Origin of the sequence: Deinococcus seoulensis (assembly GCF_014648115.1) — a bacterium.
Taxonomy (GTDB): Bacteria; Deinococcota; Deinococci; order Deinococcales; family Deinococcaceae; genus Deinococcus; species Deinococcus seoulensis.
The window spans coordinates 164,955-186,526 of sequence record NZ_BMQM01000001.1 but is presented as its reverse complement, the minus strand read 5'-3'; the positions used below and the strand labels follow the sequence as shown (position 1 = coordinate 186,526).

At 70.7% G+C, this 21,572-nt stretch carries 25 protein-coding genes; 19 read left to right on the top strand and 6 right to left on the bottom strand.

Features of this window, described 5'->3' with window-relative positions; genetic code table 11:
- Positions 1-82: 82 nt before the first annotated feature.
- The 8 genes from ftsE to IEY70_RS00810 all read left to right on the top strand — a co-directional run bounded on the left by ftsE (position 83) and on the right by IEY70_RS00810 (position 6,226).
- Positions 83-766, top strand: coding sequence for a cell division ATP-binding protein FtsE (ftsE, locus tag IEY70_RS00845; RefSeq protein ID WP_189063079.1), 684 nt, complete (start codon positions 83-85; stop codon positions 764-766).
- Complete coding sequence (locus IEY70_RS00840) at positions 763-1,626, top strand: cell division protein FtsX (RefSeq protein WP_229777524.1); 864 nt, start codon at positions 763-765, stop codon at positions 1,624-1,626. Before ftsE ends, IEY70_RS00840 begins: the two co-directional genes overlap by 4 nt.
- Before the next feature lie 70 nt (positions 1,627-1,696).
- Positions 1,697-3,193, top strand: a complete 1,497-nt coding sequence (locus IEY70_RS00835; protein WP_229777523.1) for a murein hydrolase activator EnvC family protein — start codon at positions 1,697-1,699, stop codon at positions 3,191-3,193.
- Between the two features lie 141 nt (positions 3,194-3,334).
- Positions 3,335-3,583, top strand: a complete 249-nt coding sequence (gene rpsP, locus IEY70_RS00830) for a 30S ribosomal protein S16 (protein ID WP_189063078.1) — start codon at positions 3,335-3,337, stop codon at positions 3,581-3,583.
- Between the two features lie 210 nt (positions 3,584-3,793).
- A complete protein-coding gene (locus tag IEY70_RS00825) occupies positions 3,794-4,033 on the top strand; it encodes a KH domain-containing protein (RefSeq protein ID WP_189063077.1) in 240 nt (79 codons plus the stop codon).
- A gap of 8 nt (positions 4,034-4,041) precedes the next feature.
- On the top strand, positions 4,042-4,596 hold the full coding sequence (gene rimM, locus IEY70_RS00820) for a ribosome maturation factor RimM (protein WP_189063267.1): 555 nt from the start codon (positions 4,042-4,044) through the stop codon (positions 4,594-4,596).
- Positions 4,593-5,450 (top strand): tRNA (guanosine(37)-N1)-methyltransferase TrmD, encoded by an 858-nt coding sequence (trmD, locus tag IEY70_RS00815; protein ID WP_229777522.1) that lies wholly within the window; start codon positions 4,593-4,595, stop codon positions 5,448-5,450. Before rimM ends, trmD begins: the two co-directional genes overlap by 4 nt.
- 176 nt (positions 5,451-5,626) lie before the next feature.
- Positions 5,627-6,226 carry an LON peptidase substrate-binding domain-containing protein gene (locus IEY70_RS00810; protein WP_189063076.1) on the top strand — a complete coding sequence of 200 codons (600 nt, stop codon included), beginning with the start codon at positions 5,627-5,629 and terminating at the stop codon, positions 6,224-6,226.
- 78 nt (positions 6,227-6,304) lie between these two features.
- Here the strand turns inward: IEY70_RS00810 and IEY70_RS00805 are convergent, their stop codons facing one another.
- On the bottom strand, positions 6,305-7,399 hold the full coding sequence (locus tag IEY70_RS00805) for a lipid II:glycine glycyltransferase FemX (protein WP_189063075.1): 1,095 nt from the start codon (positions 7,397-7,399) through the stop codon (positions 6,305-6,307).
- 90 nt (positions 7,400-7,489) lie between these two features.
- On the opposite strand from IEY70_RS00805, the gene IEY70_RS00800 reads away from it, so the two are divergent.
- Entirely contained in the window at positions 7,490-8,506 is a 1,017-nt protein-coding gene (locus IEY70_RS00800; protein WP_229777521.1) for a peptidylprolyl isomerase, read from the top strand.
- Positions 8,507-8,669: 163 nt separating this feature from the next.
- A complete protein-coding gene (locus IEY70_RS00795; RefSeq protein ID WP_189063073.1) occupies positions 8,670-9,485 on the top strand; it encodes an intradiol ring-cleavage dioxygenase in 816 nt (271 codons plus the stop codon).
- A 30-nt stretch (positions 9,486-9,515) separates the two neighbouring features.
- Here the strand turns inward: IEY70_RS00795 and IEY70_RS00790 are convergent, their stop codons facing one another.
- Positions 9,516-9,914, bottom strand: a complete 399-nt coding sequence (locus IEY70_RS00790; protein WP_189063072.1) for a hypothetical protein — start codon at positions 9,912-9,914, stop codon at positions 9,516-9,518.
- An 80-nt stretch (positions 9,915-9,994) separates the two neighbouring features.
- Here IEY70_RS00790 and ilvD point away from each other — a divergent pair, with 80 nt between their 5' ends.
- Positions 9,995-11,689, top strand: coding sequence for a dihydroxy-acid dehydratase (gene ilvD / locus IEY70_RS00785; protein WP_189063071.1), 1,695 nt, complete (start codon positions 9,995-9,997; stop codon positions 11,687-11,689).
- Positions 11,690-11,779: 90 nt separating this feature from the next.
- Positions 11,780-12,313, top strand: a complete 534-nt coding sequence (locus IEY70_RS00780) for a GNAT family N-acetyltransferase (protein ID WP_189063070.1) — start codon at positions 11,780-11,782, stop codon at positions 12,311-12,313.
- Position 12,314: 1 nt separating this feature from the next.
- Here IEY70_RS00780 and IEY70_RS00775 read toward each other — a convergent pair whose 3' ends face one another.
- The 3 genes from IEY70_RS00775 to IEY70_RS00765 form a co-directional block, all read right to left on the bottom strand.
- The gene (locus IEY70_RS00775) at positions 12,315-12,740 is read right to left on the bottom strand and encodes a DUF4174 domain-containing protein (RefSeq protein WP_189063069.1); all 426 of its coding nucleotides are present in this window, start codon (positions 12,738-12,740) and stop codon (positions 12,315-12,317) included.
- A gap of 55 nt (positions 12,741-12,795) precedes the next feature.
- A complete protein-coding gene (locus tag IEY70_RS00770) occupies positions 12,796-13,977 on the bottom strand; it encodes an acyl-CoA dehydrogenase (protein WP_308425494.1) in 1,182 nt (393 codons plus the stop codon).
- 73 nt (positions 13,978-14,050) lie between these two features.
- The gene (locus IEY70_RS00765) at positions 14,051-14,296 is read right to left on the bottom strand and encodes a hypothetical protein (protein WP_189063068.1); all 246 of its coding nucleotides are present in this window, start codon (positions 14,294-14,296) and stop codon (positions 14,051-14,053) included.
- Positions 14,297-14,512: 216 nt separating this feature from the next.
- On the opposite strand from IEY70_RS00765, the gene IEY70_RS00760 reads away from it, so the two are divergent.
- The 7 genes from IEY70_RS00760 (at position 14,513) to IEY70_RS00730 (ending at position 20,877) form a co-directional block, all read left to right on the top strand.
- Positions 14,513-14,785, top strand: coding sequence for a hypothetical protein (locus tag IEY70_RS00760; protein WP_229777520.1), 273 nt, complete (start codon positions 14,513-14,515; stop codon positions 14,783-14,785).
- Positions 14,786-14,891: 106 nt separating this feature from the next.
- Positions 14,892-15,968 carry a rod shape-determining protein gene (locus IEY70_RS00755; RefSeq protein WP_444542423.1) on the top strand — a complete coding sequence of 359 codons (1,077 nt, stop codon included), beginning with the start codon at positions 14,892-14,894 and terminating at the stop codon, positions 15,966-15,968.
- Between the two features lie 134 nt (positions 15,969-16,102).
- Positions 16,103-16,531: a 3-hydroxyacyl-ACP dehydratase FabZ gene (gene fabZ / locus IEY70_RS00750; protein WP_189063065.1), complete on the top strand. Its 429-nt coding sequence runs from the start codon at positions 16,103-16,105 to the stop codon at positions 16,529-16,531.
- A 7-nt stretch (positions 16,532-16,538) separates the two neighbouring features.
- Positions 16,539-17,684 (top strand): LptF/LptG family permease, encoded by a 1,146-nt coding sequence (locus IEY70_RS00745; RefSeq protein ID WP_189063064.1) that lies wholly within the window; start codon positions 16,539-16,541, stop codon positions 17,682-17,684.
- Positions 17,681-18,832, top strand: a complete 1,152-nt coding sequence (locus tag IEY70_RS00740) for an MGDG synthase family glycosyltransferase (protein ID WP_308425493.1) — start codon at positions 17,681-17,683, stop codon at positions 18,830-18,832. Before IEY70_RS00745 ends, IEY70_RS00740 begins: the two co-directional genes overlap by 4 nt.
- Positions 18,829-20,097 carry a polysaccharide deacetylase family protein gene (locus tag IEY70_RS00735; RefSeq protein WP_189063063.1) on the top strand — a complete coding sequence of 423 codons (1,269 nt, stop codon included), beginning with the start codon at positions 18,829-18,831 and terminating at the stop codon, positions 20,095-20,097. Before IEY70_RS00740 ends, IEY70_RS00735 begins: the two co-directional genes overlap by 4 nt.
- A gap of 39 nt (positions 20,098-20,136) precedes the next feature.
- Complete coding sequence (locus IEY70_RS00730; RefSeq protein ID WP_189063062.1) at positions 20,137-20,877, top strand: class I SAM-dependent methyltransferase; 741 nt, start codon at positions 20,137-20,139, stop codon at positions 20,875-20,877.
- Positions 20,878-20,901: 24 nt separating this feature from the next.
- Here IEY70_RS00730 and IEY70_RS00725 read toward each other — a convergent pair whose 3' ends face one another.
- Positions 20,902-21,534: a hypothetical protein gene (locus IEY70_RS00725; RefSeq protein ID WP_189063061.1), complete on the bottom strand. Its 633-nt coding sequence runs from the start codon at positions 21,532-21,534 to the stop codon at positions 20,902-20,904.
- Positions 21,535-21,572 lie beyond the last annotated feature (38 nt).

Here is a 21,572-nt window from a genome sequence, read left to right as displayed (position 1 = left end):
GGGGCGGGGGTGGGCTATGCTGTGCCGCGAGCATGACAGGTCCTTTTCTTCCGTCGCTGCGCTACCTGTCCGGGTGGTCGGCGTGATCGATTTCAAGAACGTCTCACTGGAGTACCCCGTGACCCGCACCCTGGCGCTGGACGACGTGTCCCTGCAGATCGGCAAGGGGGAGTTCGTGTACCTGGTCGGGCATTCCGGGGCCGGGAAGAGCAGTTTCATGAGTCTGGTGCTCAAGCGGGCGCTGCCCAGCCGGGGCGAGGTGCGCGTGGCGGGCGAGCCGCTGGCCCGGTACCGGGGTCGCCGGACGGCCCTGCTGCGCCGCCGCATGGGCACGGTGTTTCAGGACAACCTGCTGCTCTCACACCTGAACGCGTACGACAACGTGGCGTTCACGCTGCGCGTGACGGGCGTGCCGCAGCGCGAGTGGCCGCAGCGGGTCACGACGGCGCTGCGCACGGTGGGCCTGGAGCACAAGAAGTACGCGCTGCCGCTGCAACTGTCGCAGGGCGAGCAGCAGCGCGTGGCGATCGCGCGGGCCATCGTGGGTGACCCGCCGCTGCTGCTGGCCGACGAGCCGACCGGGAATCTCGACCCGGACAACAGCCGCGAGGTCCTGAAGGTGCTGCAGAACGTGAACCTGCGCGGCACGACCGTGGTGGTCGCCACGCACGCCCGCGATCTGGTCGAGACGTTCCGGCACCGCACCCTGACGCTGCGCAAGGGCAAACTGGTACGGGACGATCCGTACGGCGGGTACGCGCTGTGAATTACCACTTCCGGGAGGCGCTGCTGGCGATGCGGGGGAACGTCACGGCGACCCTGGCGACCCTGATGACCATGACGCTGACGCTGCTGATGCTGGGATTCGTGCTGCTGCTGACGCTGAACGTGAACCGTACGCTCTCGCAGCTGGAATCGCAGGTGGAGGTCGCGGCGTTCCTGCGGCCCGACGCGCAGGACGAGCAGTTGCTCGCGCAGGTGCAGGCATTGCCGCAGGTGACGCAGGCGACGCTGGTGACCAGCGAGCAGGTGCTGACCGAGATGACGCAGGACTCGCCGTACACGCGGGACGCGGCGGCGCTGGTGGGCAACCCCTTCCCGGACACGCTGCGCATGCGGGTGGCGCGGGTCGAGGATTCCCGCAGCGTGGCGGCGGCCGTGTCGGCCCTGCCCGGCGTGGAGGACGTCGAGTACGGCGCGGGGTACGTGGACCCGACCGTGAAGACCCTGACGGCCGTGCGCGGCGCGGGCTACGCGCTGGTGGGGCTGCTGCTGCTGGGCACGCTGTTCAACATCCTGAACGCGGTGCGCGTGGCGATGTACTCCCGCCGGGACGAGATCAGCGTGATGCGGCTGCTGGGGGCCACGCGGGGCTTTATCCGCATGCCGCACGTGATCGAGGGCCTGCTGGTGGGCACGGCGGCGGCGGCGCTGTCGCTGGGCATCCTGACCCCGGCGTACCTGGGGCTGGCGCGGCGCGTGCAGCAGCTGGCGCCGGTGTTCCCGGTCGTGCAGGACGCCGGGACGCTGCTGCCGCTGCTGGGCGGCGTGGCGCTGCTGGGCATCCTGATCGGGCTGCTGGGCAGCCTGTTCGCCACGCGCCGTTACCTGCGGGAGCTGGAATGATCAGGACTCCGTGCGTGGTGCCCGCAGCCCGCAGGCGTGCCGGGCAGCCTCCCCTTTCGCCGGAGTGCGCGTGAACCGCCGGGGCCGGGCGGCGCTGCTGCTGGGCGCGTCACTGCTGACGGCCGCGCCGGGCGTGTCCCGCTGGCAGGGCGTGGCGGCGCAGCAGGCGGCCACCGGCCCGGCCGCCGACCTGAGTACCAGTGACCGGCTGGAGCAGTTGCAGCGTGACCTGCAACAGCAGCGGCAACTGAGCGCCGCCAAGGCCCGTGAACTGGAGGACCTGCGCCGCAGCATTCAGAACCTCAGCGCGCAGCAGCGCAAGACCCTGGCGCGGCTGGACACCCTGGCCGCCAGCGCCTCGAAACTGGAGAACGAGATCGCGACCGTCACGGCGCGCGTGGCGCTGGCCGAGCGCGCACTGGCCGACACGACCTCGCAACTGGACGTCACGCAAGCACGCGTGACCCGCCTGCAGGACGACGTGCGCGAGATCCTGCAGTTGCAGTACCGGGACCGCAGCGGCCGGTACCTGCAACTGCTGTCCCAGTCGCGCAGCCTGTCGGACCTGCTGATCCGGCTGCGGTACGCGAACATGGCGGGCGAGTACAACACCCGCGTCATTCAGACGCTGGCGGGCGAGATCGAGGTGCTGGACCGGCAGAAAGCGCAGCAGGCGCAGCAGACGAAGGACCTGAAGGCCCTGCAGGCGCAGCGCACGGCGGCCCTGAAGAACCTCACGGCCCGCCGCGCCGAGCAGACGGCGCTGCTGACGCAACTGCGCTCCAGCGAGGCGGGCAAGCGGACCCTGGCCACGCAGCGGCAGGCCGAGCAGGCACTGGCGGCGCAGACCATCGATCAGCTGGTCGGGCAGGTCGTGGCCGAGCGCTCCCGGCTGGAGGCCGAGCGGCAGCGCCGCCTGGAAGAGGAACGCCGCCGCCGGGCGGAGGAAGCCCGCCGGATCGCGGAGGCGCAGGAACGCGCGCGGCAGGAGGCGCTGCGACTGGCCCGCATCCGCGCCGAGCAGGAACGCGTGGCGCGCCAGCGGGCCGCCGACGCCCAGGCAGCCGCGCAGGCGGCCCGGCAACGCGCCGCGCAGCAGGCGGCGCAGGCCCAGCGGGAAGCGCAGGTGCAGCGCGAGCAGGCGGCGTTGCAGCAGCGCAGTCAGCAGGTGCAGCAGGCGCAGGTGCAGGTCGAGCAGCAACTCGCGCCCCTGCCGACCCTGAGCGGACCGCTGGGATTCCCGCTGCCCGGCGGGCGCGTGCAGACGCCGTACGGGGCTGGCGGGTCGCCGTGGGTGGTGCTCAGCGGTGGCCCGCAGGCGGTGGCCGCGCAGGAGGGGAACGTGCTGGCCGTCACGTACTACGCGTCGCTGGGCTGGGTGGTGCTGGTGGATCACGGGTCGAGCGTCACGGCGTACTTCGGGCTGCGTGAGCCGCTGGTCAGCGTCGGGAACCGCGTGGGGCGCGGCACGCCGGTCGGGACGGTCGGCGGGAGTTCCATCATCGGGCCGGACAGCATGGCCTTCCAGGTGCGCCGGGGGGGCGTGCCGGTCCCGCCGGGATTCTGACCGGCCTGCCCCCTTGCCGAGTGGCGGCCGTGCTGATACTCTTGTTCGGTGCGCACCCCGGTTGGCTGCTGACGGGCGCATGAACCCCGTGATCCTAGCGGGAGCTGTACCCTCAATCACCCACCCCCCGAGGTTTCCATCATGGTCAAGATTCGCCTGTCCCGTTTCGGTGCTACCCACAACCCCCACTACCGTATCGTCGTGACCGACGCCCGCCGTCCCCGTGACGGTGGCTACATCGAGAACCTCGGCCACTACGACCCCCGCAAGACCACCGAGAACTACCTGAAGGTCAACGCCGAGCGCGCCGCGTACTGGATTGCCCAGGGCGCGCAGCCCACGCAGACCGCCCGCCGCCTGCTGAAAAGCCAGGGCGTGAAGGTCGCGTAAGCGAACCCCACAGGCACGAAGAACAGGCCCCCACGCGGGGCCTTTTTTCATGCCTTATACGGACTCCGATTGAATGGCTTACAAAGCCGCTGGTTCCGAGCGCAGGCGAGCAGGAGCAGGGCGGGTTCCGGGGCGGCTGGCCGGGCTTTTTAGCGTGCCGCAGCGCGAAAGAGCCGCGCGCGGTGGGGGCGGATGCTGTAGAATGCCCGGATGAACACTGATCCTCTTGATCTGACTCTTTTCCTGGCCCAGAGCGTGGTGGATCAGCCGTCGCAGGTGCGCGTGTCCCGCCGGGGGCCGACCGTGATCGTGCGGGTCGGGCCGGGCGAGGAGGGTCGCCTGATCGGCCGTCAGGGCCGCGTGATTCAGGCGATCCGCACGCTGGTGCGCGCCGCGAGCGACCCGCGCGAACGCCTGAACGTCGACCTGGACGCCCCCCGCAAGGCGTGACCGGCACGATGTCAGAGGCGGAACGCACCCGCCTGGGGTACGTGCTGGGACCGCACGGCGTGAAGGGCGGCGTGAAGGTGTTCGTGCTGGGGGACCAGCGGCAGTTCGCGGGCCTGAAACGCGTGTACGTCGAGAAGCGCGGCTGGTTGCGCGTGCGTCGCGCCGAGATGCTCGCGCCGGGCGTGGTGCTTCACCTCGCGGGTGTCACCACGCCGGAGGGAGCCGGGGACCTGCGGGGCCTGAACGTGTTCGCGGCCGACGATGAACTCCCGGCGCCCGAGGACGGCGTGTACTACTACCACGAGTTGCGTGGCCTGACGCTCAGCAGCGCGGCGGGTGAGGTGCTGGCCGAGGTGACGGACGTGCTCGACAGTGGTCACCAGGACCTGCTGGTGGTGCGCCGCGCGGCCGATCAGGGCGAGGCGTTCGTGCCGCTTCAGGCGCCGTACGTGGTCGTGAACCTGAACGCCAGACGCCGCCCGCTGTCCCTGACCCTGACGGACGACGCGCCGGGCGGCCTGCTGGACCTCGCCGAGGCCGAGGAAGGCGGGCGCACCGAGTGAGTGAGGACCCGCAGACTGTCCCACACCAGGACGCCGCGCCGCTGACCTTCTCGTTCCTGACGCTGTTCCCGGAACTGCTGGCACCGTTCGCGGACGAGGCGATCGTGGGCAAGGCCCGTGAGCGCGGACTGGTGGACGTGAATCTGGTGAACCTGCGGGACTTCGCCGGGAACCGCCACCAGAAGGTGGACGACACCCCGTACGGGGGCGGGGCGGGCATGGTGATCCGCGTGGACGTGGCCGGGCGCGCCCTGGCCAGCCTCCCACAGGCCGACGAGGTCATCCTGTTCAGCCCGGCCGGGGAGCGCTTCACGCAGGCGGTCGCCGAGGACCTCGCCACGCGGCGCCACCTGGTGTTCCTGTGCGGGCGTTACGAGGGGTTCGACGCCCGTACCGAGGGACTGGTCACGCGGGAACTCAGCATCGGGGATTTCGTGATGATGGGCGGCGAGGCCGCCGCCGCCTGCGTGCTGGAAGCCGTGGCGCGGCTGGTGCCGGGCGTGATCGGCGACCCGGAGTCGCATCAGGCGGACAGTTTCAGCTCTGGCCTGCTGGACTACCCGGAATTCACCCGTCCGCCCGAATGGGAAGGTCAGGGCGTGCCGGAGGTGCTGCGCGGCGGGAATCACGGCGCGGTGGCCGCGTGGCGGCGAGAGCAGGCCCTGGCACGCACCCTGGCCCGCCGCCCGGACCTGCTGCGGGGCGCTCCCCTCACGCCCGCCGACACGGTCACCCTGAGCGGCCTGGGCGCCACCCCCGAGCAACTGAGTGACTGGGGCGCGCCCCCGGCCCCGACTCCAAAGCGCTCCAGACGCCGCCGCACCCCGGCTGCGCCCGACGCCAGCGAATCCTGATCCGCTGCGCCTGATCCGGGCGGGGTTCCGCTCCAGGTAGGGTGCACAGGCAGTCCCGTGCGGGTGTGCCCTGCTGGTCGTCCGCGCGCGTAGACCGCGACCTGTGCGTCTTCACACACGGGTTCTGTGGGTTTGACCCATGTTGCCGGGCGCGGTTGGGCGCACGATACGCGGGTATGCGCGTTCCGCTGTTTCCTCTGCCGCAACTGGTGTTGTTCCCGGGTGTGGTCCTTCCGTTGTATGTGTTCGAACCCCGCTACCGTGAACTGCTGGCCGACGTGCAGGCCAGCGGCGAACCGTTCGGGATCGTGCGGATCGTGCAGTCCTCCGAAACGTCCGGTCTTCCGTTTCACGAGCGGGTCTCCAGGGTCGGGACGCTCGCGCACGTCCGGCAGGCCAACCTGCACGAGGACGGCACCAGCACGGTCGCGGTGGTCGGCGGCGAACGCTTCCGGGTGGACGGCTTTCACCTGGACCGCCCCTACCTGTCGGCCGACGTGAGCCTGTGGCCCCTGGAACCCGATCCTCTGCCGCAGGAGGTCGTCTCGGCCACGGCGGCGCAACTGCTGGCCGCGCTGCTGCGCCTGCGCCCAGGCGACGCCGGGACGGTCCGCGAGGCCGCCCCGGAAGATCCGCTGCTGCTGGCCAGTTTCGCCGCCGCGCTGCTGCCCACCACCCCCGAACAGCGCGAGGACGCCCTGCACGCCGCGACGGTGCTCGAACGTCTGGAACTGCTGCTGGGGCTGGTGCCCACCGAAGCCAAACTGCTGAACTGACCGGCCACAGAAACAGCCCAGCCGGAAGATTCGCTCCGGCTGGGCTGTCGTTGTGCTGTCGTTCTTACGGGGCGGGCGTTACAGCACGTCGTCGGCAGTGCCGCGTTTACGGACGTTGTTGCGGGTCTTACGCCAGCGCAGCGCGCGGACGATGGCGGGTGCGGCGGCGTTCAGGTTCAGGTCGTAGGCGGGGTACCAGACGCGCTGCTCGCTGAACTTGAGTTTCATCTTGAACACCCCGTACGAGTGTTTGCTTTCGTCCAGCACGCGCGGAATGCCCCAGAAGTCGAACAGTTCGTAGCCGTGGCGTTTGGCGTCCAGCATGGCGCTCCAGTAGAACGCGTCGGGCGCCTTGGCGTCTTTCAGGGGTTTGCCGTGCTCGTCCACGCGGTCGTCGCGGACGCTGCCGCCGAACAGGTAGTACGTGCCCTTGCCCATGCTGATGAAGAACCCTCCGGCCAGCGCGCGCCCCTGGTAGCGGGACAGCACGATGTACGCCTCGCCGCCGTGCGCGTTGCATTCGCGCAGCATGGTCTCGTAGTACTCGCGCGGGTACGCGCCGAGCTGGGCGCGTTCATTGGTGGCGGTGAAGATCTCCCAGAACGCGTCGAAGTCGTCGTCGCGTCCGGCGATCACGCCGAGTTTCTCGGCGGTGCGGATGTTCCGGCGGGCCATGCTGGACAGCGCCCCGAAGATCTCCTGCTCGCTGCGGCTCAGGTCCGCGATGATGGTGTGCTCGGGCTGCTCGGTCTCGGCCCGCTGGAAGGGACCGTACGCGGCGGGCAGCGCGTCGTACGCCAGGCCCGTTCCCTCGGGGTCGGCGCTGTCACCGGCTGGAAGCGGGACGGGCGGCTCGATCTTCAGCAAGGCGTCGGTGGGCCGCGCGACGCGCCGCACGGCCTCCGCGAAGGCCGGCAGCAGGTCCAGGCTTTCCAGGGCCGGGCCGCGCGGCGCGTACAGGGTACTGAAGCCCGGCACGAGGCGTTTACGCAGCAACTGCACGGCCCCGACAGTCCGGCCGTCCTGCATGATCAGGTAGCGCGTGGGCGTCTGACCCAGCGTCCGGCGCGCCTCACCGTAGCCCCAGCCCTGCAGGGCGCTGGTGATGGGCATGCGGCTCACGGCGTCGTCGTACACGCGCGGATCGGTGGTTTCTACTAGGCTCAGGCGCACGGGGGGGATTGTAGCAGGCACGCTGCGGCGCGGGGCGCGTCACAGGAGACTGTCATGGACAGCGGCGCGGGGCACGCTACAGTATCAGGCGTGAAACAACTGCTCCTGACCGCAGCGCTGCTGAGCGGCGCCGCCTTCCTGACGACCGCCAGCGCCCAGACCGCCCCGGCCACCACCCCGGCCAGCGCGGCCGCGACCACCCCGGCGCCCGCCAAGGACCCCGCCACGCTGGTGGGCCGCGTGGGCAAGGAAGACCTGACCCTGGCCGAATTCGACCGTGCCTTCCGGCTGGCGGCGGCGCGCGTGGTGAACTCGCAGGGCATTCCCTTCGAGGACGCCTACCTGGCCGAGTTCGCCGAGGCCCGCCCGGACTTCCTGAAGCAGTTCGTGCGTGACCGCGCCGTGTACCAGCTGGCCCGCGCCCGCCAGCAGGCCGACCCGGCCGAACTGGACCGGCAGATCGCGGACGCCCGCTCCGGCTTCGAGACGGACGAGGAGTTCGCCGAGGCCCTGAACGCCACCGGGTACACCGACACCGCCGACCTGCGCCGCGAACTGGAACGGCAGCTGATCGTGGGCGCGTACCTGGGCGGCGTGCAGGAACGCTTCACGTTCGGGGACGCACTGGTCGCCGGGTACTACAACCTGCACCGCGCGGACTTCGCCCGTGAACAGGAAGCCTGCGTGAAGCACATCCTGGTGCCCACCCAGGCCGAAGCGCAGGCCATCACGAAGGACCTGGCGGGCGGCGCGGACTTCGCGAAACTCGCCGCCGAGAAGAGCCAGGACCCCGGCAGCGCCGCGCAGGGCGGCGACCTGGGCTGCTTCGGCCCCGGCCAGATGGTCGAGACCTTCGACACCGCCAGCTTCAAGGGTCCCGTGAACGCCGTGCAGACCGTGCAGTCGCAGTTCGGGTGGCACGTGCTGGTCGTCACGAAACGCACCGAGGCCGGCACCGTGCCGCTGGCGGACGCCGCGCCGGTCATCCGTGACCAGCTGGGCAAGGACGCCGCGCAGAAGTACCTGGACGCGCAGGTGGCCCGCCTGAGCACCGAGAGCTTCCCGGACGTCGTGACGGTCGCCGCGCCCGCCCCCGCCGACAAGTAATACGGATTCCGTTCAGCAGGCGCGGCTCCCCTCCAGTGAAAGGGGGGCCGCGCCTGCTGTTGCCGGGGGCCGCGTCAACGTTCCGTTAACCGGGGTGGGGCAGGATGGGTTGACCGGGTATTCATCCATACCGGACACCACCCATCCCACCGGAGGACACCACATGCCGAACGACCCGCACCGCCCGAACCCGACCGCCGCCCCCACCCACGCCCCCGACGAGGACAACGACGACGAGATGATCGGCACGCTCCTGAGCCGCCGCCACGCCCTGCGCCTGCTGGGCCTGGGGACCGGGGCGGCCGCGCTGGGTGCCGGGGGTGTCCTGGCCCAGCGCGGCGCCGGGAACGCCAGCAGCGCCCCGGTCAGCGCCAGCAGCGGCCTGCCCGGCTGCGTGGTGCGGCCCGCCATGACCGAGGGGCCGTACTTCGTGGAGAGCGAACCACGCCGCAGCGACATCCGCCGAGACACCACGACCGGCAAGCTGAGCGCCGGGGTGCCCCTGACCCTGAACTTCGAGGTCAGCCGGGTCGCCGTGGGCGGCTGCACGCCGCGCGGGCAGGTGCTGATCGACGTGTGGCACTGCGACGCGCAGGGCGTGTACTCAGACGTGCAGGGCAACAGCGGGGACTTCCTGCGCGGCTCGCAGGTCACGGACGCGCAGGGCCGCGCGAAATTCACGACCATCTACCCCGGCTGGTACCGTGGGCGGGCCGTGCACATTCACTTCAAACTGCGGCCCCTGGACGCCAGCGGGAAGGCCACGGGGGAATTCACGTCGCAGCTGTTCTTCCCGGAAAGTGTGAACAGCGCCGTGTTCGCCCGCGCGCCGTACAACGCGCACGGCACGAAAGCCGACACGCCCAACGCGCAGGACGGCATCTACCGTAACGGCGGCAGCCAGCTCCTCCTGAACGTCAAGGGCGACCCCACGAAGGGGTACGCGGCCACGTTCGACATCGGCCTGAACATCGGCTGACGGCCGCCCCGGTCAGTCAGGTCGGCCCAGTCAGGTCGGCCCGGTAGTCGGCCCAGCAGTCGGCCCGGTCGTCGGCAGGGAGGCGCGCACCAGGGACATCAGGTCGTCCAGGGTGCGCGCCTCCCTGACCTGCGCGGCACCCAGCCAGGGGTGAACCTGCGCGCCGTCCAGCACGAACGCCGCCGGGAGGGCCACGCCCTGCACGCCGTGCTGCGCGGCCAGTTCGTCGCGGTGCAGGAAGGTCACGCTGGCCGGGAGGGACCGCACGAAGTCCCGCCACTCGCGGCGCATGCCGAGCGGGCCGTACGTGACCGCGCACAACTGGCAGTCGTACGTGGCGGGCGACACCGTCTTGTGCCACAGGTCCTTCAGGGCGTTCAGGGGGCCGCCGTCGGCGTTGTACACGAACAGCAGGTGCGGGCGGGTCATGCCCGGCACGGTAGCGTGCGCGGCGCGCGCCTGTCTGTGCCACTTCGCACCGGCCCGCGCGTGTGGGCGTAGGGTGAGGCATGACCGACACGGCGCAGAAGAAGAAACTGAACTGGAACAGCCACCACATCACGCAGGGTGACGAACGCGCCCCGAACCGCGCGATGCTGCGGGCCGTGGGCTTCGAGGACGGCGACTTCGAGAAACCCATCATCGGGGTGGCGCACGCGCAGAGCAACATCACGCCCTGCAACAACGGCCTGGGCGAACTGGCCGATCACATCACGGGGGCCATCCGCGAGGGCGGCGGCATGCCGCAGATCTACGGCACGATCACCGTGTCGGACGGCATCAGCATGGGTACCGAGGGCATGAAGTGCAGCCTCGTGAGCCGCGAGGTGATCGCGGACTCCATCGAGACCGTGTCGCGCGGGCAGAGCCATGACGGCGTGATCGTCGTGGGCGGCTGCGACAAGAACATGCCGGGCGCCATGATCGGCATCGCCCGCCTGAACATCCCCGCGATCTTCGTGTACGGCGGCACCATCAAACCCGGCCACTACGACGGCAAGGACCTGACCATCGTCAGCGTGTTCGAGGCGGTCGGCGCGTTCGGCGCGGGCAAGATCAGCCGCGAGGACTTCACCGAGATCGAGAAACGCGCCTGCCCCGGCAACGGCTCGTGCGGCGGCATGTACACCGCGAACACCATGAGCAGCGCCTTCGAGGCGATGGGCATGAGCCTGCCGTACTCCAGCACCATGAGCGCCGTGGACGCCGAGAAGGCCGTGTCGAGCGCCGACAGCGCCCGCGCCCTGCTGAACCTCGTCGAGCAGGACATCCGCCCGCTGGACATCCTGACGAAAGAAGCCTTCGAGAACGCCATCACGGTCATCATGGCCGTCGGCGGCAGCACCAACGCCGTCCTGCACCTGATGGCCATCGCGCACGCCTGCGACATCGACCTGACCCTGGCGGACTTCGAACGCATCCGCGAACGCACCCCGGTCTTCTGCGACCTGAAACCCAGCGGGAAGTACGTGGCCACCGACCTGCACGTCGTCGGCGGTATTCCGCGCGTCATGAAGATGCTGCTGAAAGAAGGCCTGCTGCACGGCGACTGCCTGACCGTCACCGGCAAGACCATCGCCGAGAACCTCGCCGACGAACCCGACGCGCCCAGCGAGGGGCAGGACGTCATCCGCGCCTTCAACGACCCGCTGTACACCGAGGGACACCTCGCCATCCTGCGCGGCAACCTCGCCGAGGAAGGTTCGGTCGCCAAGATCAGCGGCCTGAAAAGCATCAAGATCACCGGCCCCGCCCGCGTGTTCGACTCCGAGGAAGAATGCATGGAAGCGATCATGGGTGACCGCATCCGCGCCGGGGACGTGCTCGTCATCCGCTACGAAGGCCCGAAGGGCGGCCCCGGCATGCGCGAGATGCTCTCCCCCACCAGCGCCATCATCGGCAAGGGCCTGGGCGACAGCGTCGGCCTGATCACCGACGGGCGCTTCAGTGGCGGCACCTTCGGGCTGGTCGTCGGTCACGTCGCGCCCGAGGCGTTCGTGGGCGGCACCATCGCCCTGGTGCATGAGGGCGACACCATCGAACTGGACGCCGAAACCCTGAAACTCACCCTGCATGTGGACGACGCCGAACTGGCCCGCCGCCGCGCCAGCTGGGTGCAACCCGAACCCCGCTACAAGCGCGGCGTGCTCGCCAAGTACGCCAAACTGGTCAGCAGCGCATCGGTGGGCGCGTACACGGACTGACCACCGCCGATTGCCACGTATGAACGACAGGGCCGCTGCACCTCCGGGTGGGCGGCCCCCGTTCGGTCGGGGCAGTACGCTACGGACCGTATGCAGGCCCCCATCCTGACCACCCCGCGCCTGCGGCTGCGCCCGCACCGCATGGACGATCTGGACGCCTGCGTGGAACTGTGGCAGGACCCGGTCGTCACGCGGCACACCAGCGGGCGGCCCCTGGCGCGGCAGGACGTGTGGACGCGGCTGCTGCGGCACCCGGGGCACTGGGCGCTGCTGGGCTTCGGATACTGGGTGGTCGAGGAACGGGCGTCCGGGCGCTTTGTGGGCGAGGTGGGGCTGGGGCGGTTCAAGCGGGATCTGCTGGCCGGGCACCCTGAACTGGACGCCCTTCCGGAGGCGGGCTGGGTGACGCTGCCCTGGGCGCACGGGCAGGGGTATGCGGGCGAGGCCGTGGCGGCGACCCTGGACTGGCGGGACGCGAACGTGCCGGGCCGGGAGACGTTCTGCCTCATCAGTCCGGGGAACGCGGCGTCACTGCGGCTGGCGGCGAGGGTGGGCTTCACGGTGACCGGCGAGGCGGGAGGCCCGGACGACCGGGTGCTGCTGCTGACGCGCCAGCGGGGGTAGGTCAGCGGCCCCGCTGCTGGCGTTCCTGCTGGCGCATGGGCATGGTGTCGATCAGGGCGGCGACGGTGTTCAGGGCGGGCGGCGCGGGGTAGCGGGCCTTGATGCCGCGGTCCTTGCCGATCAGGGTGGCGGGGCCGTACTGCGCGCCGATGCGTCCACCGGGGTCGGCGAGCAGCGTGAGCATCAGGGTGCGGGGGCCGTTCAGGCGGGCGTCGTCTGGTGGGAGCAGGGCCACGACGCGCAGGTCACGGACCTGTAACGCCGTGTCCTGTGCGCGGACGGTGTTCAGGTACGCGGCGCTGGGGTTGCGGACAATCAGGATGCGTTCGCGGCCCAGGGCGCTGCTCAGGGACCAGGGGCGGCCCGCGCTGTCGCCCAGGGTGAAGGGACTGGCGGTGGCGGCGAGGGCCAGCAGCAGGGTCGGCATGGTTCAGTGTGGCGCGGCCCGGTGAGTGGGGCGCCCGGGGAGCCTTCAGGCGCGCTTACGTGAGTTCGCCGAACACGGCGCGGCTGATCACGAGTTGCTGGATTTCGCTGGTGCCCTCGTAGATTTCCGTGACCTTGGCGTCGCGGTACAGGCGTTCGACGGGGTACTCGCGGCTGTAGCCGTTGCCGCCGAAGATCTGGATGGCGTCGCGGGCAGCGTCCACGGCGGCCTCGCTGGCCAGGAGTTTGGCGATGCTGGCTTCCTTGCCGTACGGCTGGCCGTGGTCCTTGAGCCACGCGGCTTTCAGGGCGACGAGGCGGGCACTCTCGGTACGGGCGGCCATGCGGGCGATCTTGAAGGACACGCCTTCGAATTCGCGGAGTTTCTTGCCGAACTGCTCGCGTTCGCTGGCGTAGCGGGCGGCGTGTTCCAGCGCGGCGCGGGCGATGCCGAGGGCCTGCATGGCAATGCCGATGCGGCCGGCGTCCAGGCTGGCCAGCGCGATGATCAGGCCCTGGCCTTCCTCGCCGACCATGTTGGCGTGGGGAATCCGGGCGTCTTCGAGGGTGACGGTGGTGGTGTGGCTGGCGTGCAGGCCGAGTTTCTCCTCGGGGCGGCCGCAGCTCAGGCCGGGGGTGCTGGCGGGCACGATGAAGCAACTGACGCCGCGTGCGCCTGGGCCGCCGGTGCGGGCCATGACGAGGTAGGTGTCGGCCTGTCCGCCGCTGGTGATCCAGGCCTTGGTGCCGTTCAGGATCCAGTGGTCGCCGTCGGGGGTGGCCCTGAGGGACAGGCTGGCGGCGTCGCTGCCTGCGCCGCTCTCGGTCAGGCAGAACGCGCCGATGTGTTCGCCTGTGGCGAGGGGACGCAGGTAGGTTTCTTTCTGCGTGTCGGTGCCGTAGCGCAGGATCATCTGTTCGGGCAGGCCGTTCTGCACGCTGACGATCACGGCGACGCTGGCGTCGGCGGCGGCGATCTCTTCGAGGCACAGGGCGTACGTGACCGAGTCGAGGCCCGCGCCGCCCCACTGTTCGGGGATGGTGGCGCCCATCAGGCCCAGTTCGGCCAGGCCGCGCAGTTGCGCGCGCGGGTACTCGCCGCTGCGGTCGAAGGCGGCGGCGTGCGGGGCGATCTCGGCGCGGGCGTACTCGCGGACGTGCTGCACGATCATGCGTTGCTCGTCGGTCAGGCCGAAGCTCATGCCGGTGTCCGCTGCGGTGGGGGCGGTGGTGGTCATGCCTTCAGGCTACCAAACGGTTGTTAGGGTGGCGTGCGTCCGTTCCCCCAGTCCCGCCAATCTTCCCGGTGATCTACCCGGTGACCGTCTGCGCCAGCACTTCCTCGATTCCACGCCCGCGCCAGCCGGTCTCGACGTTCGCAGCCTCTCCCCCGTCCCAGCGCAGGTGCGCGCCGATCACGCTGCCCCCGGCAATGGCCAGGGCGGCGGCACTCAGGGTCTGCGGGGCGTCCGGGCACAGGCGGGCGGCGGCGGCTTGCAGGGCCGGGGCCAGCGGCAGTGGGGGGCGGGTCACGCGAACACGGGCGGGCAGATTCACCCGCGCAGTCTAGCCCAGCACCGGCCAGACCAGCACCGGCCTGCCCCGACGCGGCGCTGGTCTGCCCCGCCGCGGCGCTGGCCTGCCAGGCGGCGCTGTGAAAATCCTCACGGCGTTCTGCGGCAGCGTCACTAGAATGCCCCGAATGACCGCGCCCCACTTCTGCCCGGACCTGCTGTCCGGCCCCGCCCCGACCCGCCCGCGCCTGGAGTGCCCTTGAACGCCCGCCGCCTGTGGGTCGTGCTGGGCTGGGTGCTGTCGCTGGCGCTGTTCGGCGTGACGCTGGCGCTGGCACTGCTGTCCCTGGGGACGTTCGCCTCGCTGGCGGGCACCGGGCCGCTGTGGCTGCGCTCTATCGGCAGCCTGGAAAGCACCCTGAGCGGCGCGCTGAATGTCACGGGACTGGGCAGCATCCAGCAGGCGCTGGCGCTGATGCTGCTCACCAGTGTCTGCGCGGGGCTGGCCGCCTACCTCAAGCCCCGCGCCTGACCGGTCCCCTCACCCGCAGGCAACCGGGCGCGGCGGGGCGCGTGGGTGCCCGTGCGGGGCGGCGCGGGCAGGGTATGAGAAACGCTTTAAGTGCGCCTCATGCACCGTGCTACGATTGGGACGTTTTGACCGGAGGGCGAGTGTGAGGCTGTCAGAAGACATTGGAATTGACCTTGGAACGGCAACGTTCCTTATTTACAGCAAGAGCCGCGGCCTGGTACTCCAGGAACCCAGCGTGATCGCCATGGCGCGCGACAGTAAGAAAGTCAAGGCTGTCGGCGAGGAAGCCTACCGCATGATCGGGCGCACGCCCGGCGGGATCGTCGCCGTGCGGCCCATCAAGGACGGCGTGATCGCCGACGAGGGCCTGACCGAGAAGATGATCACCATGTTCCTGCAGAAGGTGCAGGGCAGCGCGGGTCGCCTGTTCGGCTTCAAACCGCAGCTGATGGTCGGCGTGCCCAGCAACGTCAGCGACGTGGAAAAACGCGCCGTGCTGCGCGCCGCCCTGAACAGCAACGCCAAGCGCGCCTTCCTGATCGAGGAGCCGCTGGCCGCCGCGATCGGCGCGGGCCTGCGCATTGCCGAGCCGATCGGTTCGATGGTCGTGGATATCGGCGGGGGCAGCACGGACGTGGCCGTGATCTCGCTGGGCGGCATTGTCGTCAGCGAGAGCATGCGCGTGGCGGGCAACGAGTTCGACGAGAGCATCATCCGCTACGTGCGCCGCAAGCACAACGTGCTGATCGGTGAACGCACCGCCGAGGAGATCAAGGTGAAGGTCGGGGCGGCCATGCTGCTCGACGACGCCGAGAACCTGACCGCCGAGGTGCGCGGCCGTGACCTCGTGAACGGCCTGCCCAAGACCATCAGCCTGGACAGCACGGACGTGGTCGAGGCGCTCTCGGAACCCGTCACGAAGATCGTGGACGGCGTCAAGCGCGTGCTGGAAATCACCCCGCCGGAACTGGTGAGCGACATCATCGACCGTGGCATCGTGATGACCGGCGGCGGGTCGCTGCTGCGTAACTTCGACGAACTGCTGCGCCAGACGACCGGCATTCCGGTCGCGGTGGCCGAGAACGCCGTCGAGGCCGTCGCGGTCGGCACCGGCATGGCCCTGGAGATGATTCCGGTGCTGGGCGACTCGCTGGTGTCCAGCGACAACTACCTGCGCCGCTGACGGATTCGGAACAGGCCCGGAGCACAGCGCTGTTCCGGGAAGCTGTTGCGGGAAGATGTGGGAGACGGCCCGTCGAGCCTCTCCCGCTTTTCTTGCCGCTCCCGTCCCCCGCACCCCCCTCAAGGAGACCCATCATGGACCCCATCCTGATTCAGGACGTTCTGAAGACCCTGCCGCACCGCTTTCCGTTCGTGATGGTGGACCGCGTGCTGTCCATCGAGGACGGCGCGGTGCACGCCATCAAGAACGTGACCGTCAACGAGCCGTTCTTCCCCGGTCACTTTCCGCAGGAGCCCGTGATGCCCGGCGTGCTGATCACCGAGGCGCTGGCGCAGGCCAGCATGTTCTGCCTGCATGGGCAGCTGGAGCCCGGCACGGTCGGGTACCTCGCCGGGATCGAGGGCGCGCGCTTCAAACGTAAGGTGATTCCCGGCGATCAGCTGCACCTGCACGCGAAACTGGAGTTCCTGCGCCGGGGCCTGGGCAAGACCACCTGCCGCGCCGAGGTGGACGGCGTGGTGGTGGCCGAGGCGACCATCCTGTTCGCGGTCGCGCAGGGGTGAGCGCCGCTTGACGCGCCTGACGCGCTACGTGACGGCGGAACTGCTGCCGCCGCTGCTGGCGGGCACGCTGCTGTTCACGGCGATCCTGAGTTTCGGTTACTTCTTCATCTCCAGTCAGTGGCTCAGCGGGGTGCCGGTGGGGCTGATCGCCCGCTGGATCGGGTACCAGATGCCGGACACGCTGGTGAAGGTCTTCCCGATGGCGGTCGTGCTGATGACGGTCGTGGCGTTCGGCCGCATGAGCACCGAACGGGAACTCGTGGCGGTGCAGGGCGGCGGGATCAGCCTGGGCCGCATCGCACGCCCGGCGGCAGTCGTGGCGCTGCTCGTCACGGCCCTGTCGGTGTGGCTGAGCCTGTGGGTCGCGCCGCGCGCGAACGTGGAGACGCGCGGCCTGTACTGGGACGCCCTGACCGGCGCGGGCCTGTCGCAACTGGTCGGCAAGACCGTGGACCTTGGGAACAACCTGACGCTGTCCATGCAGGGCTACGACGCCGCAAAACGGGAACTGCGGGGCGTGCGCGTGCAGAAGTGGCAACCGGACGGCGAGGCGCGCGGCACGGTCATCCTGGCCGAGCGCGGCACCTTCGAGAACAACCGCCTGAGCCTCAGCGGGTACTCGACGTTCGTGGTGGATTACGGCGCGGTCGCCGCCCTGACCCGCATCCCCGAGAACGACCCGGCCGCCTTCCGCGCGGCCGTGCAGGACGTGTTCCCCAGCGTGATCGTGCCCGAGAAGGCCACCGACACCCTGAACGTGGACACCGGCCTGAGCCGCAAGCAGACGCTCGCGCAGTACGCCGACGCGATCGGCGCGGACGCCCAGGGCTGGCCCGAACTGATCACCAAGCTGACCGCGCCCGGCGTGAGCGCCGCCGACCGCGCCGACGCCCGCGTGAACCTGAACCGCAAACTGGCCCTGCCGTTCGCGAACCTGGTGCTGGTGCTGGCGGCCCTGCCGTTCGCCCTGCGCTTCGGTCGGACGCTGGGCGTCAGCCTGGGCATCGCGCTGATGATCGCCGTGGCGTACTACCTGCTGTTCTTCGTCGGCCTGACCGTGGCGGGCCTGATCCCGGACTTCCCCGAGGCCGGCGTGTGGCTGGCGAACGTGCTGTTCGCCGGGGCGGGCCTGTGGCAGCTGAGGCGCACTTGAACGCACCCCCACCGCCCTCCACCGGGCCGACCGGGCCGGAACTGCGGACACTGATCATGTCCACCGGTTTCGGGCGCGGGCATCATCAGGCGAACCGGGCGCTGGACACGGCGCTGCGGGCGCGCGGCGTGAACCTGCACGCCCGGCACGCGGATTTCCTGACGTACCTGAACCCGGTCGAGCGTACCGTCACGGCCGGCACGTACGACCTGTGGCTGCGGTACGCGCCGGGCATCTACCGCGCGTTCTACAACTGGACGGACCGCGAGAGCGAACCGCGCGCGGTGGTGGGCACCTTTCACCACATGGGGCTGCGCGGCACGGTCCGCGACGTGCGCGAGGTGCGGCCCGAGGTGGTCGTCAGCTCCTACCCCATTCCGGTGGCGGCGGCGGCAGCGGCCCGCACGCGCCTGCGGCTGGACTTCCTGAACGCGCTGATCGTCACGGATTACCGTGTGCATCACCACTGGGCGCGGCCCGAGGCGGACCTGCTGATGGTGGCGACGCCCGAAGCAGCCGGGCAGATGGACGCCTGGAAGATCCCGCCGGAGCGGGTGGTCGTGACCGGCATTCCCATCGCGCCGGTGTTCCGCACCCTGATCGGCGCGGACCGCGCGGCGCTGCGAGAACGCCACGGCCTGCGCTCCGACCAGCCGGTGATCCTGATCTCGGGCGGCGGGACCGGCACGTTCCGGGCGCTGCGCGGCGTGCTGAGCGAACTGTCGAACCTGGGGCGGCCCGTGCAGGTTCTGGTGCTGGCTGGCGCGGACGGGCAGGGCGTGGAGCGGGTGGGGGGCGCGACCGTTCACCGGCTGGGCTTCACGACCGACTTTCCGGAACTGCTGGCCGCCTCGGACCTGGTGGTCGGCAAGGCGGGTGGCCTGACGGTGGCCGAGGCGACCACGCTGGGCGTGCCGATGGTCATTCACGAACCCATTCCGGGGCAGGAGGAGCACAACGCCGACCTGCTGGAGCGCCACGGCGCGGCCCTCTGGGCGCGGCAGCTGCGCGAGGTGCGGCCTGCCGTACTGCGCGCCCTGGACCCCGACACGCACGCCGCCATGAGCGCCGCCGCACGCCGACTGGGCATCCCGGACGCCGCCGACCGCGTGGCGCAGGCGGTGCTGGGCCGCCTGGGACGCGCATGAAGTCCACCCTGAACCGCGCGGCGCTGGGCGTCGCGGCGGCGGGCCTGCTGGTGATCGGCGGGCCGTTCCTGCTGTGGCAGCGCGCGAACCTGGGCCTGCTGCGCGCCGGGCCGCAGACGCGCCGGGTGGTGGCCCTGACCTTCGACGACGGCCCGGACCCCCGCAGCACCCCGGCGGTACTGGACGCCCTGGGCGAGGCAGGCGCGCAGGCCACGTTCTTCGTGCTGGCTGCGCCCGCAGAGGCGCACCCGGACCTGATCGCGCGGATGCTGCGCGAGGGGCACGAGGTGCAGGCGCACGCCGTGCGGCACCGGCACGCGTGGCTGAGAACCCCCCGGGGCGCGTACCGTGATCCGGGCGACGCGGCGGCCCGCATCGGCGCGGTCATCCGGCAGGTGGGCGGCACGCAGCCCGTGACGCTGCACCGCCCGCCGCACGGCGCGTACAGCCTGTTCACGCGGCTGGGCCAGCGCGCCGCCGGGCTGACCGGCGCCCACTGGAGTCTGGAAGGGCAGGACTGGCGGGCCGGGCAGACCCCGGATGGCCTGCGCGCCCACCTGCGTCGCGCGCTGCAACCAGGGGCGGTGATCGTGCTGCACGACGCGGGGCCCGGCGCGCGCGTCACCGTGCCTGCCCTGCCCGGCGTGCTGGCCGACCTGAAGGCGCGTGGGTACGCCGCGACCAGCCTCGCGCGGCTGGAGGACCTGCGCGCGGAACGGCCCGCCGACCTCCCGCCCCGCCTGATGGGCACCCTGGACCGCCTGCTGGACCGCCTCACGCGTACTGAACCCGCCGGGGACCTGAAGGACTCGATCCTGCGGGTCTCCCCCACCCGTTTTCCGGGGCCGGACCTGACGCTGCGCGGCTCTGCACGGGGCGGCTCTGTACCGGGCGGCGGCCTGACCCTGCGCGCGGGCGTCCCGGCCGCCGAGTACCACGCGAACAACGCTCTGATGTCGCAGCTCGGGCCGGTCCGCACGGTACGGGTGGCCCGGCAGGACTTCCGGCGGGTGGCGGCCGACCTTCAACGCCGCCCGGAACTGCGCGGGGCGCAGGCCGTGTACTGCCAGTCGGCGGTCACGCCCATCCTGGAACGCCTGGGCTTCGAGACGCACGACCTGCCGCCCGCCACGGGGCGCCGCCTGCGCGTCTGGGCGAACGTGCTGCGCCGCGCGTACGGCAGCCGCGCGCCCGCACAGGAACCGAAACTCAGTGTCCTGAGCCGCGAGGACTTCCTGCGGCTGTACGGCGAGGCGCCGCAGTAAGAGTGCCGCAGTAGGCACAGGCGCGCTACGCTGGGCGGCGTGAATTACGACGAGTTCGCCGACCTGTACGACCACCAGTACGACGTGTACCGTGACGACCTGCACTTCTACGGCGGCGTGGGGGAACGCGCGGGCGGCCCGGTGCTGGAGGTCGGGGCGGGCACCGGGCGGGTCACGTCGTTCCTGGCTCGGCGCGGCGTGAACGTCACGGGCCTGGAACCCAGCGCCCGCATGATCGAACGCGCCCAGGAACGCGCCGCGAAGGACGGCCTGAACATGCGCTTCGTGCAGGGCGACGTGCGGACCTTCCGCCTGGATGAACGCTTCGAGACGGTCATCGCGCCGTTCAACGCGCTGATGCACCTGTACACCCCGAACGAGCAGTTGCAGGGCCTGGAGAACATTCACGCGCACCTGAAGACCGGAGGCAGCTTCGTGTTCGACCTGTACGTGCCGCGCTTCGGGAAGGCGAACACCGTCCGGCACGAGGGCGAAACCTTCCACGCGCCGGACGGCAGCCGCACCGACGTGTTCCTGGTGCAGCGGCACGACCGGCCCCGCCAGCACATCACGACCGAGTACCACGTGGACACCACGCACGCGGACGGCACCCTGAAACGCCGCCACTACACCCTGACGCAGCGCTACTACACCCGCTACGAGGTCGAGTGGCTGCTGCGCTTCGCGGGATTCGAGAGTCCCCGCGTGACCGGCTCGTTCCAGGGCGGCCCGCTGGAGTCGGGCAGCGACGTGATGGTGTTCAGCACGCGGGCGCTGTAACGGCGCCCTGCGGGGGTGCAGCGCTCAGGGGGTTCCGGTGGCGGTCTGCGCCAGGAACAGGCGGCCCACGCCCTGAATGAACGCGTCGCGCCGCGCGAGTTCCTCCGGGGTGTAGCGTTCCTGAAGCAGGCGGTCCTTGAACGCCGCGACGCTCTGACCATCGGGCACGGCCCAGGTTTCGATGGGCGTGCAGGCAATGGTCTGATCCTGCCCCCACACCCACTGCTCGTTGACGGGCAGTCCGGCCTCGCGGGCCGCCAGGGGCCAGGTGGCGTCCACGGTCATGTCGCCCTGCGGGGCGTGCACGATCAGGTAGTTGTGCACGTCGACGACCGCCTGCCCGCCGGTCAGGGCCAGCAGTTCGGCTGGCGCGTGGGCGGGCGGCCGGATCTCCTGCGTGCAGGCCATGACGGTGCTGCGCAGGCCCGCCTCGGCCAGCAGCGCGGCCAGCAGTTCGTGCTTGGTCGAGCAGGTGCCGCGCCACCCGCCGATGATGTCCTGCGGGTCGTGCGAGGCGGCGCGGGCGTACGGCATGTCGCGCACCAGCGCGAACACCGCCGGAACGTCCAGCAGGTCGCCCTGGTCGCTGCGCAGGCCACGGCTTGCGGCCTCGTGGTGCAGGGCGCGGGTCAGGGGGGCGTCGGCAGGATGGGTCATGCGTTCAGGGTACAGCGGCGCGGCCCGCCGTCCAGTCA

What these genes read in the sequence shown, in the direction of transcription:
- rpsP (WP_189063078.1), top strand. Translation starts at nt 3,335, where the DNA reads ATGGTCAAGATTCGCCTGTCCCGTTTCGGTGCTACCCACAACCCCCAC.
- IEY70_RS00825 (WP_189063077.1), top strand. Translation starts at nt 3,794, where the DNA reads ATGAACACTGATCCTCTTGATCTGACTCTTTTCCTGGCCCAGAGCGTG.
- rimM (WP_189063267.1), top strand. Translation starts at nt 4,042, where the DNA reads ATGTCAGAGGCGGAACGCACCCGCCTGGGGTACGTGCTGGGACCGCAC.
- IEY70_RS00810 (WP_189063076.1), top strand. Translation starts at nt 5,627, where the DNA reads ATGCGCGTTCCGCTGTTTCCTCTGCCGCAACTGGTGTTGTTCCCGGGT.
- IEY70_RS00795 (WP_189063073.1), top strand. Translation starts at nt 8,670, where the DNA reads ATGCCGAACGACCCGCACCGCCCGAACCCGACCGCCGCCCCCACCCAC.
- IEY70_RS00790 (WP_189063072.1), bottom strand. Translation starts at nt 9,914, where the DNA reads ATGACCCGCCCGCACCTGCTGTTCGTGTACAACGCCGACGGCGGCCCC.
- ilvD (WP_189063071.1), top strand. Translation starts at nt 9,995, where the DNA reads ATGACCGACACGGCGCAGAAGAAGAAACTGAACTGGAACAGCCACCAC.
- IEY70_RS00780 (WP_189063070.1), top strand. Translation starts at nt 11,780, where the DNA reads ATGCAGGCCCCCATCCTGACCACCCCGCGCCTGCGGCTGCGCCCGCAC.
- IEY70_RS00775 (WP_189063069.1), bottom strand. Translation starts at nt 12,740, where the DNA reads ATGCCGACCCTGCTGCTGGCCCTCGCCGCCACCGCCAGTCCCTTCACC.
- IEY70_RS00770 (WP_308425494.1), bottom strand. Translation starts at nt 13,977, where the DNA reads ATGACCACCACCGCCCCCACCGCAGCGGACACCGGCATGAGCTTCGGC.
- fabZ (WP_189063065.1), top strand. Translation starts at nt 16,103, where the DNA reads ATGGACCCCATCCTGATTCAGGACGTTCTGAAGACCCTGCCGCACCGC.
- IEY70_RS00735 (WP_189063063.1), top strand. Translation starts at nt 18,829, where the DNA reads ATGAAGTCCACCCTGAACCGCGCGGCGCTGGGCGTCGCGGCGGCGGGC.
- IEY70_RS00725 (WP_189063061.1), bottom strand. Translation starts at nt 21,534, where the DNA reads ATGACCCATCCTGCCGACGCCCCCCTGACCCGCGCCCTGCACCACGAG.